Origin of the sequence: Sphingobacterium cavernae (assembly GCF_008520265.1) — a bacterium.
In the GTDB taxonomy this organism is placed as follows: domain Bacteria; phylum Bacteroidota; class Bacteroidia; order Sphingobacteriales; family Sphingobacteriaceae; genus Sphingobacterium; species Sphingobacterium cavernae.
In genome coordinates this window covers 215,479-231,399 of record NZ_VIQM01000025.1, presented here as the reverse complement: position 1 = coordinate 231,399, position 15,921 = coordinate 215,479, and the positions used below count along the sequence as shown (strand labels likewise).

Annotated in this window: 17 protein-coding genes and 1 other RNA gene; 9 read left to right on the top strand and 9 right to left on the bottom strand. The window is 36.1% G+C overall.

Features of this window, described 5'->3' with window-relative positions:
- Positions 1-71: 71 nt before the first annotated feature.
- Positions 72-2,678, top strand: coding sequence for a DNA mismatch repair protein MutS (mutS, locus tag FLS47_RS04890; protein ID WP_149913266.1), 2,607 nt, complete (start codon positions 72-74; stop codon positions 2,676-2,678).
- On the opposite strand, the gene FLS47_RS04885 is transcribed toward mutS, so the two are convergent.
- Entirely contained in the window at positions 2,675-3,799 is a 1,125-nt protein-coding gene (locus tag FLS47_RS04885) for a hypothetical protein (protein ID WP_149913265.1), read from the bottom strand. The genes mutS and FLS47_RS04885 overlap by 4 nt on opposite strands.
- Before the next feature lie 72 nt (positions 3,800-3,871).
- Between FLS47_RS04885 and FLS47_RS04880 the strand changes: the two genes are divergently transcribed.
- Together FLS47_RS04880 and FLS47_RS04875 are read left to right on the top strand one after the other, a co-directional pair.
- Positions 3,872-4,579, top strand: a complete 708-nt coding sequence (locus FLS47_RS04880) for a tRNA1(Val) (adenine(37)-N6)-methyltransferase (RefSeq protein WP_149913264.1) — start codon at positions 3,872-3,874, stop codon at positions 4,577-4,579.
- Positions 4,580-4,583: 4 nt separating this feature from the next.
- Complete coding sequence (locus FLS47_RS04875) at positions 4,584-5,078, top strand: metallophosphoesterase family protein (protein WP_149913263.1); 495 nt, start codon at positions 4,584-4,586, stop codon at positions 5,076-5,078.
- Between the two features lies 1 nt (position 5,079).
- On the opposite strand, the gene FLS47_RS04870 is transcribed toward FLS47_RS04875, so the two are convergent.
- Positions 5,080-5,415, bottom strand: coding sequence for a MerR family transcriptional regulator (locus FLS47_RS04870; RefSeq protein WP_149913262.1), 336 nt, complete (start codon positions 5,413-5,415; stop codon positions 5,080-5,082).
- A 100-nt stretch (positions 5,416-5,515) separates the two neighbouring features.
- Between FLS47_RS04870 and FLS47_RS04865 the strand changes: the two genes are divergently transcribed.
- Positions 5,516-5,860 carry a hypothetical protein gene (locus FLS47_RS04865; RefSeq protein ID WP_223225130.1) on the top strand — a complete coding sequence of 115 codons (345 nt, stop codon included), beginning with the start codon at positions 5,516-5,518 and terminating at the stop codon, positions 5,858-5,860.
- Between the two features lie 47 nt (positions 5,861-5,907).
- Entirely contained in the window at positions 5,908-6,636 is a 729-nt protein-coding gene (locus tag FLS47_RS04860) for an AAA family ATPase (RefSeq protein WP_149913261.1), read from the top strand.
- A gap of 44 nt (positions 6,637-6,680) precedes the next feature.
- Here the strand turns inward: FLS47_RS04860 and accD are convergent, their stop codons facing one another.
- From accD to dprA, 5 genes are all read right to left on the bottom strand, one after another.
- Entirely contained in the window at positions 6,681-7,523 is an 843-nt protein-coding gene (accD, locus tag FLS47_RS04855; RefSeq protein ID WP_149913260.1) for an acetyl-CoA carboxylase, carboxyltransferase subunit beta, read from the bottom strand.
- Between the two features lie 111 nt (positions 7,524-7,634).
- Positions 7,635-7,732: signal recognition particle sRNA small type (gene ffs / locus FLS47_RS04850), an RNA gene on the bottom strand.
- 82 nt (positions 7,733-7,814) lie between these two features.
- The gene (locus tag FLS47_RS04845; RefSeq protein ID WP_149913259.1) at positions 7,815-8,042 is read right to left on the bottom strand and encodes a DUF6814 family protein; all 228 of its coding nucleotides are present in this window, start codon (positions 8,040-8,042) and stop codon (positions 7,815-7,817) included.
- Between the two features lie 2 nt (positions 8,043-8,044).
- Complete coding sequence (locus tag FLS47_RS04840; protein ID WP_149913258.1) at positions 8,045-9,583, bottom strand: MFS transporter; 1,539 nt, start codon at positions 9,581-9,583, stop codon at positions 8,045-8,047.
- Positions 9,584-9,599: 16 nt separating this feature from the next.
- On the bottom strand, positions 9,600-10,697 hold the full coding sequence (gene dprA, locus FLS47_RS04835) for a DNA-processing protein DprA (RefSeq protein ID WP_149913257.1): 1,098 nt from the start codon (positions 10,695-10,697) through the stop codon (positions 9,600-9,602).
- 102 nt (positions 10,698-10,799) lie between these two features.
- Here dprA and FLS47_RS04830 point away from each other — a divergent pair, with 102 nt between their 5' ends.
- Both FLS47_RS04830 and FLS47_RS04825 read left to right on the top strand, forming a co-directional pair.
- Entirely contained in the window at positions 10,800-11,033 is a 234-nt protein-coding gene (locus tag FLS47_RS04830) for a hypothetical protein (protein WP_149913256.1), read from the top strand.
- 144 nt (positions 11,034-11,177) lie between these two features.
- Positions 11,178-11,675, top strand: a complete 498-nt coding sequence (locus tag FLS47_RS04825) for a hypothetical protein (RefSeq protein WP_149913255.1) — start codon at positions 11,178-11,180, stop codon at positions 11,673-11,675.
- Between the two features lie 32 nt (positions 11,676-11,707).
- On the opposite strand, the gene rsmG is transcribed toward FLS47_RS04825, so the two are convergent.
- Positions 11,708-12,343 (bottom strand): 16S rRNA (guanine(527)-N(7))-methyltransferase RsmG, encoded by a 636-nt coding sequence (rsmG, locus tag FLS47_RS04820; protein WP_149913254.1) that lies wholly within the window; start codon positions 12,341-12,343, stop codon positions 11,708-11,710.
- Between the two features lie 50 nt (positions 12,344-12,393).
- Positions 12,394-13,533 (bottom strand): glycosyltransferase, encoded by a 1,140-nt coding sequence (locus tag FLS47_RS04815; protein ID WP_223225129.1) that lies wholly within the window; start codon positions 13,531-13,533, stop codon positions 12,394-12,396.
- 127 nt (positions 13,534-13,660) lie between these two features.
- Here FLS47_RS04815 and tgt point away from each other — a divergent pair, with 127 nt between their 5' ends.
- Both tgt and FLS47_RS04805 read left to right on the top strand, forming a co-directional pair.
- Positions 13,661-14,791, top strand: coding sequence for a tRNA guanosine(34) transglycosylase Tgt (tgt, locus tag FLS47_RS04810; RefSeq protein ID WP_149913253.1), 1,131 nt, complete (start codon positions 13,661-13,663; stop codon positions 14,789-14,791).
- Between the two features lie 40 nt (positions 14,792-14,831).
- A complete protein-coding gene (locus FLS47_RS04805; RefSeq protein WP_149913252.1) occupies positions 14,832-15,914 on the top strand; it encodes an LptF/LptG family permease in 1,083 nt (360 codons plus the stop codon).
- The last annotated feature ends 7 nt before the right edge of the window (positions 15,915-15,921 follow it).

Here is a 15,921-nt window from a genome sequence, read left to right as displayed (position 1 = left end):
AAGCTTTATTAGCGCTTGTCAAATCACCGCATTTATCTTAATTTTACGCTTCAACTAAAATTTATTTTCCATTGGCAAAGGCAAAGAAAGAAACTCCTCTAATGCAGCAATATAATAGCATCAAAGCTAAATATCCAGGTGCATTATTGTTATTTCGTGTAGGCGATTTTTACGAAACTTTTGGTGAAGATGCGATCAAAGCTGCCGGAATTTTGGGTATTGTCCAAACCAAAAGGGGAAATGGTACCGAGTCTGAAACTGCACTTGCTGGTTTTCCACATCACTCGTTGGAGACTTATTTGCCAAAATTGGTGCGTGCAGGTTGTCGCGTAGCAATCTGTGATCAATTGGAAGATCCCAAGCAAACTAAAACTATTGTGAAACGTGGAGTCACCGAATTGGTTACACCAGGTGTTTCGTACAGTGATAATATCGTTCAGCAAAAATCCAACAATTATTTAGCATCTATTTATTTTGATAAGACTATTGTCGGCGTTTCATTTTTAGATATCTCAACTGGCGAATTTTTAGTTGCGCAAGGGTCAGTGAATTATGTGGATAAATTACTTCAAGGTTTTAAACCTACCGAAGTGATTATGTCAAGAAAGCAATCAAAAGAATTCTTAGAGCAATTCGGCTCTTCTTATTATACCTATTATTTAGACGAATGGCCATATTCAGGTGATTATGCTACCGAAACTTTATTAAAACACTTTGAAGTTAATTCCTTCAAAGGTTTTGGTATTGATCGAATGCTAGTTGGTATAGTGGCGGCAGGTGTTGCATTGCATTATTTGAATGAAACAGAACACCGAAATCTGCAACATATTTCCCGTATTTCAAGAATTGAGGAAGATCGCTATATGTGGCTGGATCGATTTACGATTCGAAATTTAGAATTGATTGGCTCAGCCAATGAGAATGCGATTACTTTGTCGGATGTGTTGGATGATACATCATCGCCGATGGGAGCGCGCTTGCTGAAACGATGGATTGTCATGCCACTGAAAGACCGCAAGTCTATTCAAGAGCGATTAAATGTGGTGGAGTATTTTTATAAAAATACAGAACTGCGCGAAGATTTGATTCGAGAAATCAAACAAGTAGGTGATTTAGAGCGATTAATTTCAAAAATTGGTTTGTTGAAAGCCAATCCTCGTGAAATTACGCAGTTGAAGCGCTCGTTATATGCTATTGAAAAACTTAAACTGTTAACAAATGTAGCTGAATCAGAATCATTACGTATGATTTCAGAGCAGTTAAATACTTGTACGATTATCCGTGAAAAAATTGAACATACGATTCATGCAGAACCACCCGTATTATTGAATAAGGGAAATGTAATTGCAGATGGCGTAGATGCAGATTTGGATAAGTTGAGAAAAGTTGCCTTTGGTGGAAAAGGATATTTGTTAGAAATCCAAAAGCGTGAAGCTGAAGCAACAGGTATTCCTTCCTTAAAAATAGCATTCAATAATGTGTTTGGCTATTACCTTGAAGTGACCAATACGCACAAAGATAAAGTTCCTGAAGGCTGGATTCGTAAGCAAACGCTAGTTAATGCAGAGCGTTATATTACTGAAGAACTAAAGGAATATGAAGATCAAATTTTAGGTGCTGAAGAAAAAATTCAAGTCATTGAAAATAGAATTTATGGCGAATTATTAATATCCATATCGGAATACATAAAGCCTATTCAGCTCGATGCACAGTTAATTGCAAAATTAGATGTGCTCTTGAATTTTGCCACTATCGCGCAGAAAAATTATTATGTCAAGCCCGAAATTTCAGATTCTAAAATTTTGGATATTAAAGGTGGTCGTCATCCTGTGATTGAGCGAAACTTACCAATAGGTGAGGATTACATCACGAATGATACGTATTTGGATCCTGATACACAGCAAATCATAATAATCACAGGTCCAAATATGGCGGGTAAGTCAGCTTTACTTCGTCAAACTGGTTTGATTGTCTTGATGGCGCAAATTGGATCTTTTGTACCTGCAAAGGAAGCTTCTATTGGCTTGGTGGATAAGATATTTACGCGTGTTGGTGCTTCGGATAATCTGTCTTCTGGTGAATCTACATTTATGGTGGAGATGAATGAGACGGCAAGTATTATGAACAATTTATCTGATCGTTCTTTGATACTTTTGGATGAAATTGGCCGTGGTACGAGCACATATGATGGTATTTCCATTGCTTGGGCTATAGCCGAATTTTTGCACAATCATCCTTCTGCACGAGCGAAGACCTTATTTGCTACGCACTATCATGAATTGAATGAGCTGAATAATTCGATGCCACGCATCAAAAATTTCAATGTCACTGTAAAAGAGTTGAACAACAAAGTGATCTTCTTACGCAAGTTAATGCCTGGAGGTTCAGAGCATAGCTTTGGTATTCATGTGGCTAAATTGGCAGGTATGCCACCTAAATTAATAGGTCGTGCTTCGGAAATATTGAAGCGTCTAGAACAAGAGCGTACAGGCGGTGAGAAAATCAAAGACAATATGCGCAAAATTCAAAAACAAGCGCATCAATTGCAAATGTTTGCAATTGATGACCCAGTTTTGGAAAAAATTCGCGACATGTTGAATAATCTGGATGTGAATACATTGACACCAGTCGAAGCATTGATGAAATTAGACGAAATTCAGCGTGTATTAAAAAGCTAGAAACGTACAAAAAACTCTAGCGAAGCATATTTGGATGGGATAGGTGATTGCAAGCGGCTATCCCATTGGTAAGGAATTAAGTGTAAATTGCTTTCAAATCCAAAATAAAGATTATCGTATACATGCCTCATAAAAGTAATTCCGATAGTAGAGTGCAGGGTATTTACATTACGTAGTCTTAGAGTTTCAGTTTCATTGCCTTCATCGTCTTCTCCATATTCTTTTTCGGATAATCCTGTCCATATAAAACCCAGCCCAAGATTTACTTTTGGTAAAATAATAAATTTATTCTTATCCAATAATTTATATCCCGCTCCTATGGATATGACATGACTGGTAATAGCGTCTACTTCCCTTATGTTGTCTTTATATCTAAAATCAAATACACGAGACTTGGGGTGAACTCTAAATTTATAGTGTAGGTCAAGAATAAAGTTATTAGAAAATGGACCCATATAAGAAACACCCCCTGTAACAGATTTTCCAAAAAAGTCATTTTCACCAAGAGGCATAAATACCCCTGTATGCAAACCAAATGTAGATTTATATTTGTTCTCAGCCTCTTTAGAACGCATTTCTACTTTTTTCTTCTCGATGTATTGTGCTTCAGTTATACTAGTATACATCTCAATATCATCTTTGAATAAATACAATAAAGCTTTTTCTTCGATATCAATATCATTATAGCCTGGAGAATTTAAAATGGATGAGGCTTTGATTTTTAAGAGTGAATCTACGGGATGTCTCATTGGGATATATTCATAATTTTTCTTGTGCGCAAGAAAAATTTCTTGATGGTCTGAAAGATAGGAGTCGTCCCAACGAATTATAAGTATCCGATCAAATCTATTACGAAGATATTTTTGACGATTTTCTTTTGAGTTTTCTCTGTTTATGATTTGGTAAATAATACGCGTTCGTAGGGTGAACTCCGAAAGGCCACAGGTCGCTTCGATTGTGTTGAGCTTGTTGTCGATTTCCTGATAGTCATTCTTTTTCAAGAGTTGAGGTAATTTTTCTACCGTTATGGTTATAATATTTTCACAGGCATTTTGACCATAAATTACTGGAATGGATGTAATTGAAAAAAGTATGTATGCAAGGATGATTTGTAATTTCATATTGGTTATTTTATACTAAAGTATGCATTAAATTCAAGTTCTTAAATTGTAAATTGGCTACCTTTGTTAGACATGGGATCAGTATTTAGGTTTAAAGAGTTTGAAATAAATCAGGAAGGATGTGCGATGAAAATCAATACGGATGGTGTATTGCTGGGTGCGTATGTGCAAGTAAATAACCCTTATCGCATATTGGATATAGGAACTGGAACGGGTGTAATTGCGCTAATGTTAGCTCAGCGTTTTCAGGATGCAAATATCGACGCTGTCGAAATTGATATAGAAGCATACCAGACTTCGTTGAACAATTTTAAACATTCCCCTTTTGCTTCGCGTATTCAAGGAAATTTAGGATCTTTCGAAGATTTGCAAAAGGCTAATAAATATGATTTAATTGTAAGTAATCCTCCTTTTTATACCAATTCATTGCATAATCCGGATGCACGAAAAAAAATAGCTCGACACGCAGATTTTGATTTTTTTAAAAATCTTATAGATTTTGCTAACGCAAATTTATCGGACAATGGTCAGTTGGATCTGATTCTACCAAATGAATTAGCCGAATACGTCATTAATGAAGGTAAGCGTCAGGGATTGCATTTGATCAAATTGGTTGCTATAAAATCCTTTTCGGATTCGGAAGTTATTAGAAATATAATCTCACTTAGTAGACAAACAACAGAAGCATTTAAGAAGGAAGAGTTTGTGATTTACCAAGAAAAGGGTGTTTATTCGGAAGCATACCGAACAATATTAAAACCATTCTTTTTAGCTTTTTAACACTATGAAAAAAATAGGATTGATTTCCGATACACACAGCTATTTGGATGATGCGGTTTTTACCCATTTCAAGGATTGTGATGAAGTCTGGCATGCAGGAGATTTTGGTTCGTACGATATAGTCGAGAAATTAGAAGCGTTCAAACCTTTTCGAGGTGTGTATGGCAATATTGATGATAAAACTATTCAGTTTCACTGTCACGAACATTTACGGTTCGAATGTGAAGGGGTAGATGTGTGGATGACACATATAGGAGGCTATCCAGGGCGATATTCTTCATTAATAAAAGCTGAGATTATCAAAAATCCACCGAAACTTTTTATCTGTGGACATTCACATATTTTGAAAGTACAGTACGACCAAAAATTGCAATTATTACACCTTAACCCTGGCGCTGCTGGAAAGCACGGTTGGCACAAAGTCAGAACATTAATGCGTTTTGAGCTAAATGCTGGAAAAATCGAAAATTTGGAGGTGATTGAATTAGCAAATAGATAGCCTACAAACTATCGCGTACTTCAATCAAAAAAGATTTCAGACGCTCAAGAGAATCTACTACACGTTGGTTCTCTTTTGCTTCGGATTTATTTGTTTTCAAATATTCACGAGCACCTTGTAATGTATAGCCTTTGTCTTTCACCAGATTAAAGATGATTTTCAAGTTTGCAATATCCTCTTGCGTGAAAAGACGATTACCTTTTTTATTCTTCTTAGGTTGAAGAATATCAAATTCACGTTCATAAAAACGAACTTGAGAAGCGTTCACACCGAACATTTCAGTCACTTCTCCCATTGTATAGTACAATTTATTTATTTCTCGTTCTTTGTAAGGCATACCCGCACGTGTTTTACTTAAAGATAACAAATATACAACCTATGTAGCAAATAATAAAGTTAGGAATAATTGTTGTACATTTTCATCTATAATTGAGTTCATGAAAGGTAAAGTATTTGTAAGTAAGTTTTGGACTAAAGTCTTTTCATTTGGTAAGGCTGAAGCGATTACGATTTTTCCTTTTATTTTTTTAAGAAGAGCAGGGTTGAAAGTTGATAATGTTTTGCTTAACCACGAGCGAATTCACTTGATTCAAGCCTTGGAATTGGCAGTTATTCCTTTTTATTTCTGGTATTTAGCAGAATTTATTGTTCGTTATTTCCAACACAGAAACTTTGATAAAGCTTATCGTAATATTTCTTTTGAGCGTGAAGCTTATGCGAATCAGAATAAAATTAACTATTTAAAACAAAGAAAACTTTGGAGTTTTTGGAGATACATATAGTGGAATAATATTTTGTAGCTATATTTAAATCATATCGTTTTTAAATAATGATTTATATATCCAAAATAAGAAACCTAAAACCGAAAAGGGAACGAAAGGCTTATCCTTATAATATTAAGGCTCTTCGCAACCTTACTGAATTAGAATTTACGAACCCTATTACTTTCATAGTGGGCGAGAATGGTATGGGCAAATCTACATTAGTAGAAGCCATAGCTATTCAAGCAGGATTTAATCCTGAAGGAGGAAGTCGAAATTTTAATTTCGAAACGATGAATTCCCATTCCGCATTATTTGAAGATTTAAAGATTACACGTACAGCGTGGCGAAATAAGGATGGTTATTTTCTGCGCGCAGAAAGTTTTTATAACGTAGCGAGTGAGGTGAGTAGACTATATGGTGATAGTGGCGGTTATTTAGAAAGAGCATATGGACATTCTCTGCACCATTGTTCTCATGGGGAAAGTTTTATGGCATTATTGCACAATAGATTCTGGGGTGATGGATTATATATTTTAGATGAACCTGAATCGGCACTTTCCTTATCTCGGCAAATGAATATGATGGTACGGTTTAAGGAGTTGTTATCACAAAAATCTCAGTTTATCATTGCAACACACTCGCCAATCTTGTTGGCATATCCCGGAGCTGAAATTTGGCAATTGGATGAAAAAGGAATCCAAAAAGTAGCTTATGAAGATACTGACCAATTCCGTCTTACTAAGTTTTTTCTGAATAATCCCGAACGAATATTGAAAGAGTTAGATTTATTATAAAAGACAAAAGGTCATTCAATTCGAATGACCTTTGTTGTAAGTTGTTATTTTACCAACTTCAAGAAAGTGGAAACTTTTTCTTTCAGTTGTCTTCTATCTACGATAAAATCTAGGAAACCATGTTCTAATACGAATTCCGAAGTTTGGAAACCTTTCGGAAGATCTTTCTTAATCGTTTCTTTGATGACACGAGGTCCTGCAAAACCAATTAAAGCACCTGGTTCAGCGATATTGATATCGCCTAACATCGCATATGAAGCTGTTACACCGCCTGTAGTAGGGTCAGTCAATAAACAGATATAAGGTAATTTAGCTTGGCTCAACAAAGCTAATTTAGCTGAAGTTTTAGCCATTTGCATCAACGAGAATGCAGCTTCCATCATACGCGCGCCACCTGATTTTGAAATCAACATAAATGGCAATTTATGTTCCAAGCAATAATCTATTGATCGAGCGATTTTCTCGCCGACTACCGAACCCATCGAACCACCGATGAAGTTGAAGTCCATACAAGCAATCACGATTTCGTGTCCATTCAATTTACCATGTCCCGAGCGCAAAGCATCTTTTAGACCTGTTTTCTTTTGACTTTCTACCAATCGCTCATGATAAGGCTTGCTATCAATAAACTGTAAAGGGTCACCAGCTGTCAAATTAGGGAATAATTCTGTAAACTGATTGTCGTCAAATAAAATAGAGAAATATGCTGCAGAACCAATGCGGATGTGGTAATCACAATATTGACACACGTATTTGTTCTCGATTTGTTCTAGATTTAAAAGAGGTTTTTTACACGAAGGACATTTGTCCCACATCCCATCAGGAGCCTCTTTTTTATTTGCTGTTGCAGTATTAATTCCTGCTTTATTTCTTTTAAACCAACTCATATAATCGTGTTTGTTCGAACTACAAATAAACGAAAAGATATGCTAAAAGTAAAACTAAAAGGCTAAAAGTGATGAAGGATTTTGGGGAAGTAGAAAAGTATAGAAACAAAAAGTGGGCAAGCTCCCTTTATCGCACCGCTCAACCTAATACCCTTGCTATGTTCCCATCCTGGGGGAGTCAAAGGGAGCTGGTCGTAAAGGACTTACCCACCACAAAAGTAGGAAAAATTTGAGATTTTCAAAAGTAAATCGCTCTTATCTTCCTATCATGCTGATGTTCAGTTGGAAAAATTACATTTTGTTGTCGTCGAATTCGCCTTTTAGGGCAAAGTATCCAAAAACTCCCAATCCAATGGAGACTATTGGTGTCAAAACAAACACAATTATAATCCCAAAAACTAGATCTTCTTGGAGACCTGTCTGCAGTTTAGGGAATCCAAATTGTACAATGCAGAAATAAGCTGTCAAAATGGCTAATATAATCCAAACTATTCCTAATATCTTTTTTATAGATTCCATTTTTATTGATTTTTAGCGTAAATATTCTTGTTAATGTACAATGCGCCGATAATAAAACATACGGCTGATATAATTATTGGATACCATAATCCCGCTAAATAATATTCAGCATCGTTCATGGTTTGTGCGTTAGTAGCTAGATATGTGGATATTGCAGGTAATAATCCTCCAAATACACCATTACCAATGTGATAAGGAAGCGACATCGAGGTATAGCGAATTTTCACTGGGAATATTTCTACCAAGAATGCAGCAATTGGGCCATACACTAACGTAATGTATATGATTTGAATAAAAATTAGTAGAATTAAGAATACATAGTTTATTCCAGATAGATGAACTGTAGTTTTTTGTTGAACAATAGGATGCCCATGTAAATCTTTTTTGATTTCACTTTCTGGTTGATTGGTAATGATTTCTTTCGTGATTGTACCGTCGTTATATACACGCTGTGTAATGATTTGCGAAACTAGTTTATCATCTTTTTCTATCGTCTCTTCTCTTACTTCTTTTTGATCAACGAGTTCTATCTTATTTTCAATATTTGTCAATTGATACATTTGCTCATAGATTGGACGATATGTCAAGAGCGCTACCGCCATCCCAGTTAGCATAATCCATTTGCGACCAACTTTATCTGATAGCCATCCGAATACAATAAAAAATGGCGTTCCGCAAAGGAGTGCAATTCCTAATATCATATCCGCTTGATCCGTATGCAAATGCATGACGGTTTTCATGAAACTCATAGAATAAAACTGACCTGTATACCATACCACACCTTGTCCCATCGCTGCGCCAAATAAAGCCAACAACACGAATTTAAGGTTGTATTTATTACCAAAGCTTTCTTTTAGTGGATTTTTAGAAGTTTTTCCTTCTGCTTTCACTTTCTTGAATTCAGGTGATTCATCCATATTTTTACGAATTAAATAGGAAACATACACCATTGCAATAGATAATAGGAAGGGTACACGCCATCCCCATTCGTCAAATTGCTCTTCGCTCATCAAAGTTCGGGTGATAAGAATAACAATTAAGGATACAAATAATCCAAATGTTGCTGTTGTCTGAATCCAAGAAGTCCAATACCCACGTTGGCCTTTAGGACTATGCTCAGCGACATAAGTCGCTGCACCACCATATTCACCTCCCAAAGCTAGACCTTGGAGTAATCTTAGTACAAGAACTAGTACGGGTGCCCAAAAACCGATCGTTTCATAACTTGGTATACAGCCAATAAGAAAAGTAGCCCCACCCATCAGTAGTAGTGTGACCATAAAAGTGTATTTTCTTCCAATAATATCACCTAGGCGGCCAAAAAATAATGCGCCAAATGGTCTTACTACAAATCCTGCTGCAAAAGTTGCTAAGGTCGAAAGAAAGGCTGCTGTAGGATTGTCAGCAGGGAAAAATTTGGTTGAAATTACGATAGATAAACTACCAAAGATAAAAAAGTCATACCACTCAATGAGCGTTCCGAGAGAGGAAGCCCCAATAACTTTCCAAATGCCTTTGGTTTGTTGTGTTTCTGTTGTCATAGATGTTTATACAAGGTTAGATTAATTTATATGTTTTTCCAGGTAAAGAGACGATAAGTGATTTCATCTCCATTTCGAGCAAAACTATTGCTAGCTTGCTTTGTGGCCAATCGCAATATAGACTGATGTCGTCGATGCTTGCTTGACCATTTTCTTTTATGTGATCGTAGACTTTCTTCTCATCCTTGGTCATGTTTTCAGGGATAAGCTTCAATTGTTTAGCAGTTTTATTTTTATCCTCTTTTTCCCAATTCATCAAATACGCTAAATCATCTGTATTTCTGATTAGGTGCGCGCGATTTGTTTTAATTAGATAGTTGCAGCCGGCAGAATATTCTTGGTCAATTCCTCCCGGAAAAGCACATACATCGCGATTGTACGTGTTGGCAATTTCAGCAGTTATCAATGCTCCTCCTTTGAGTGCTGCTTCTACGACTATTGTCACATCTGCCAATCCCGCAATAATGCGATTGCGCATGGGGAAGTTTTGTCTATCAGGATTTGTTCCTGACGGAAATTCTGTTAATAATCCGCCATTTTCTAGCATGCGAGAAGCTAATTCTCGGTGGGTAGACGGATAAATTCTGTCTAGTCCATGCCCTAAAATACCAATTTTAGGAATTTGATTTTTTAAGGATTCACGGTGTGCAAAACTATCAATTCCATAGGCTAGACCACTGATAACTTGTACATCATAGGGCTTGAGTTGTTGAATAAACTCTTCACAAATTCGTTTGCCGTAGGATGTAGAGTTGCGTGTGCCCACTATGCTGATTGCTCTTGTCGGGTTTAGCGAGGCTGCACCTTTATAATAAAGTAGGATAGGAGCATCATCGCAATTTTTTAAACGCTTTGGATAGTTTTTATCTTCTATCCAAGCGATTTTGATTCCATGCTTTTGGATAAAATTGTCCTCATCTTCAGCTTCTTGGAGATAAGATTTGGAAACAATGTTTTCTGCTAAGACTTCCCCAATGGTTGGCATGGCTAAAAGCTGTTTTTTAGAACTTCTGAAAATTTCTTCGACGGATCCATTATATGCCAATAGAATACGGCTCAATTTTGGGCCAATACCTTTGATTTTGGTCAATGCGATTTTCTCAAGAATGTTCATAACTGGTGCGCTAAATATAAGGATTAGTTTTTTTTTATTCCAAACCTTTGACTCTTTTTCTTAACAGGAGTATTACCTTTGTCTATTTAAATTATATTAGTTATGGAAATGCAAGAACCATTTGATATAGAGGTTGGAGAAATCGTTTATTCTGTTTTTCCAGATGAAAAAGATACCTATACAATTTTCAAAGACGGTAAAGAATATGTTCAGATAATAAAAGATACCGATACCACTTGGCTGAAGTTACATCCAGAAACAGGTCTACCTCTTTTTGGGATGGACGAAGAGGTGAATATGATCGGTGTTGAGATATCTAAGGAGTTGGGTGGTTAATTAAAGTTAAATAACTAGAAGTCAGTTTATACGGGGTGTATCTTTAACAGATGCAACCCGTTTTTTATGAAGGCTATCGTTATAACTTCTGTTACTTTTTGCTTACTCTTTTTGAGTAGTTTCAAGCCAAATGGTATTTCAATTATGAAATATTCATTTCAGGACACTGTAAAGAGAGACACGTTAGAAATCGATACTGTAGGGATTAACAAAGGTCTTACGCCAGATCAGAATTATGAAGCTCGTAAGAAGCAATATCGCACCGCCTATATGTGGGGAGATAATAAAAATCCAGTAGGAATAAATCCTCTTGGCGGCATAGCTATTAATATTAACAAAGTATATAGCCATTTCACTAAAAAAGGAAAAAATTCTCGAAGACTGATGAAATTATTCAAAAATGAGTACGACATTGATAGAGCGGAAGTTTTGTGGAAACCTTTAACAGTAAAACTGACTGATTTGAGAGGGGATTCTCTATTCTATTTTCAAATGTATTTTCTTCCAGAACCTAATTTTTTAGAAAATGCTTCTTATTATGAGAAAGTAGAATATGTAGTAAAATGTATGCGTATCTATCGGGATTCAACAGAAAAGATTCATCAAACAATGAAATTGCCGAAATGGGAACATGTAAAATAACAATAGCTTCTTAAAAAGAAGCTATTGTTATTTTACATCGGTATGTAGACCAAATATTTTGTATCGAAGAAATCTTCTTTAAAGTACGAAGACAGGGGATGCAATTCAGCTTTTAGTTTAGATTCTTTTATTTCTTCTTTTAGGTCTCCACCTTTCAGGTAAAATATACCATTTGGAATTCCGTTTTTATCCTTCTTCTCGAATTTATTGCGAATCCACGGCGTGAAATCTGCCAAGCGTGTAACAGCTCTCGAAACCACAAAATCATATTTTTCGTCCAACTGTTCTGCACGAATATGATCAGCTTCCACGTTTGTCAAACCAATTGCGGCAGCAACTTCGCGAACAACCTTAATTTTCTTTCCAATAGAATCTACCAAGTGAAACTGCACTTCTGGAAACATAATCGCCAACGGAATACCTGGGAAACCTCCTCCCGTACCAACATCTAGAATACGGGTTCCTGGTGTGAATTCTTGAACAAACTTAGCTATACCCAAAGAGTGTAAAATGTGTTTTAAATAAAGACTATCGATGTCTTTACGCGATATCACATTGATTTGGTCATTCCAAAAAGGGTATACTTCAGCCAATTTGCTAAACTGCTCTTTTTGTTTTTCCGTAAGACGTGGGAAATAATTGAATATAATATCTACTGATGGATTCACGATTCCTTAATTTAATTTTGAATATTTAATAGCTTACTAAAGAAAAGCTATTACCAAGATTTTTGTTTCTTTTTACGATTAAAAACCCCGTTGAGACAGATGTAAAAATAATAAAAGACATCTAAAACGAGAAGCCAAACTAGCAAATCTCGCACTGCTAATTTTTTGTAAATCGACGAAAAGACGATTAATTGGCAAATATAGCGTAAAAAAAAGATACTGACACCAATATACCACAGTGAAGGAAATAAAGCGATACAAACTATTAGCATAACATAAAAAGCAAATGCCGAAATCAATTGTATGCCTAACATACGCTGATGCGATTTTTTGTAGATAACCGAAGCTCCTGCATGACGCGCTTTTTGTTTGTAATAACTTTTCCAAGTTTCTTTTGGATTAGAATAGATATGCGTATCGGGATGGATAGCAATATTCACGTTGTGACGTGTCGCATTTTGATTGACAAATAAATCATCATCCCCCGATTTGATATGCATATGTGCATTGAACCCCTTTCCTTTAAAGAATAAAGATTTGAGGTATGATAAATTACGTCCAACACCCATGTAGGCGTCGCGTTTGAGTGCGTAGGAGAGATAACTCATCGCGGTGTGGGCGGTTTCAAAACGAATTAATTTATTGAGAAATCCTGTTTTTTTGAAATAAGGAGAATAACCTAAAACGATTTCTTTTCCTTCAGCATAAGCTCCAGCAATCTCTTTTAACCATTGATTACTTTGTGGTTCACAATCTGCATCCGTCATGATCAATACTTCATGTTTAGCAGCTTTAATACCTAATGTAAGAGCAAATTTCTTTGAATTTTTAAGACGAATATGTTCTTTGATGTCGACTACAATAAGGTGGCTATATAGCCGTTTGAAATCTTCCAAAATCCATTTGGTTTCGTCTGTTGAATAGTCATTCACAACGATAACTTCAAAATCTGGGTAGTCTTGCGTTAGGATGCTTGGCAAGAATTGTTTTAGATTTTGTTCTTCATTATGTGCGCAAATGACTACAGATACTGGTGCGTTAATCGGACTCTCTTTGTGCGATTTTATTTTATATATTGCTAACTTGCTGTATACAAATAATATATAATACAGTTGGATAAGGAAAAGTATGCCTAGAATAGCGTATAAAACGTAAGAAATTTCGATGTTTTGTAAATCAATATTCATCATGGAGATTCAAAGATAGAACGTTATTTGCTAAAAGTATCAGAAAAGCGTTAAGAATTACTAATAAAATTCAACCTATGAGGTAGGCTAAGAATTTTATAGTATTTTTGCACCTGATTTTAATACAAATATGAAATTTACGCTTAAAGCTCAAGATAAACTTTCCAGTGCACGTGCAGGGGTATTAGAGACAGCTCACGGAACGATAGAAACTCCAATTTTTATGCCTGTGGGGACGGCTGGAACAGTTAAAGCTGTACATCAACATGAATTAGTCAACGATATTCAAGCCCAAATTATTCTGGGCAATACATATCATTTGTATTTGAGACCAGGGTTGGATGTAATTCAAAAAGCTGGAGGACTGCATAAGTTTAATGGATGGGATAAGCCTATTTTAACGGATTCTGGTGGTTATCAAGTTTATTCCTTGACAGAAGTACGTAAAATTCGTGAAGAAGGAGTAACATTTCGTTCGCATGTAGATGGATCAAAACATTTATTTACACCAGAGAATGTAATGGATACGCAACGTGTCATCGGTGCGGATATTATTATGGCATTCGATGAGTGTACACCATATCCGTGTGATTACAATTACGCGCGTCGTTCATTGGATATGACACACCGTTGGTTGAAGCGTTGTTGCGATCGTTTTGATAACACAGATCCATTGTACGGTTACGATCAGACATTGTTTCCGATTGTTCAAGGTTCGGTATATAAAGATTTGCGTGCGAAATCAGCAGATGTAATCGCTTCATTTGAGCGCGAGGGTAATGCTATTGGCGGTCTTTCGGTGGGTGAACCTGCTGAAGAGATGTATGCGATGACCGAAGTTGTGACGAATATTCTTCCTAAAGAGAAACCGCGTTATTTGATGGGGGTAGGTACGCCAATCAACATTTTAGAAAATATCGCATTAGGTATTGATATGTTTGATTGTGTGATGCCGACACGTAATGCACGTAATGGAATGCTTTTCACCCAAAATGGTATTATTAATATCAAAAATGAAAAGTGGAAAGATGATTTTTCGCCAATCGAAGCAGAAAGCGACTTGATGATGGATCAAGTATATACAAAAGCTTATTTGAGACATCTTATTCGTTCGCAAGAAATATTAGGTGCACAAATTGCATCTTTACACAATTTGCATTTTTACTTGTGGTTGGTTAAGCAAGCACGTGCGAAAATCATGGAAGGCACATTCTATGATTGGAAAGAGAAAATGGTGAAAATATTAGGACAACGTCTGTAAATATTTTTAGTTTTCAATATTTACTATTTACTTTGAATCAATGAATCTCATAGATCGCTATATCTTCAAGAAGTACATGACTACCTTTGTCTTTACGGTAGCTATATTCATTGTCGTTATCGTGATATTTGATATTTCGGAGAAATTGGATGATTTCCTCAAAAACAAGGCATCTTTTGCAGATGTTTTGTTGCGTTATTATGCATTAGGATCTGTTCCCTTTTTCTTGAATATGTTGACGCCGCTTATCAACTTTATTGCAGTGATATTTTTCACTTCTAAGATGGCGGATCAAACGGAGATAGTTCCAATCTTGAATGGTGGAATGAGTTTCAATCGGATGTTGCGTCCATATCTTTATGGTGCTGCAATCATCTTTGGATTTACACTAGTTTCCAATCTCTGGATTCTTCCGGCAACCAATCGTATCAAGGTGAATTTTGAAAATGTCTATGTCAAACCGCATAAAGTAAGTACAAATACGACTTCTACGCACATGCAGATCGACAGCAATACCTATGTGTTCATTGAGAATTTTGATACCAAAACAGCTGTGGGGTATAATTTCGTATTGGAGAAGTTTGATGGTATTGAAATGACGGAGAAATTGATGGCAGATCGTGTGGTTTGGGATTCTACGTTGAGTAAATGGCGAATTGAAAATTATACCAATCGTATTATCACAGGACTGAAGGAGAAGATGGAGAAAGGCGATAAGAGAGACACCACATTGGATATGCTTCCTCGTGATTTTGAGATCTATGAGAATGCCTTTACGGCGATGACCACGAAGGAACTGAATGAGCGAATTGAAAAGGAAGAAACTCGGGGTACGGGATTGATGACGGACATGTTGTTGGAAAAATACAAACGTTGGATTAGTCCATTTGCTGCATTTATATTGACACTAATGGGGGTTGCATTGTCATCCAAAAAAGTACGTGGAGGTATTGGTTTAAGTTTGGGAATTGGTATTGGGTTGAGTTTTACCTTTTTAGTATTGAATCAGTTTACCACAATGTTTGCTTTGAAAGGCGGTTTTCCACCATTACTAGCCGTCCTGACACCAAGCATTATATTTTTAGTGTTAACGATTATTCTGCTCAAAAAAGCTCCAAAATAATTTATCT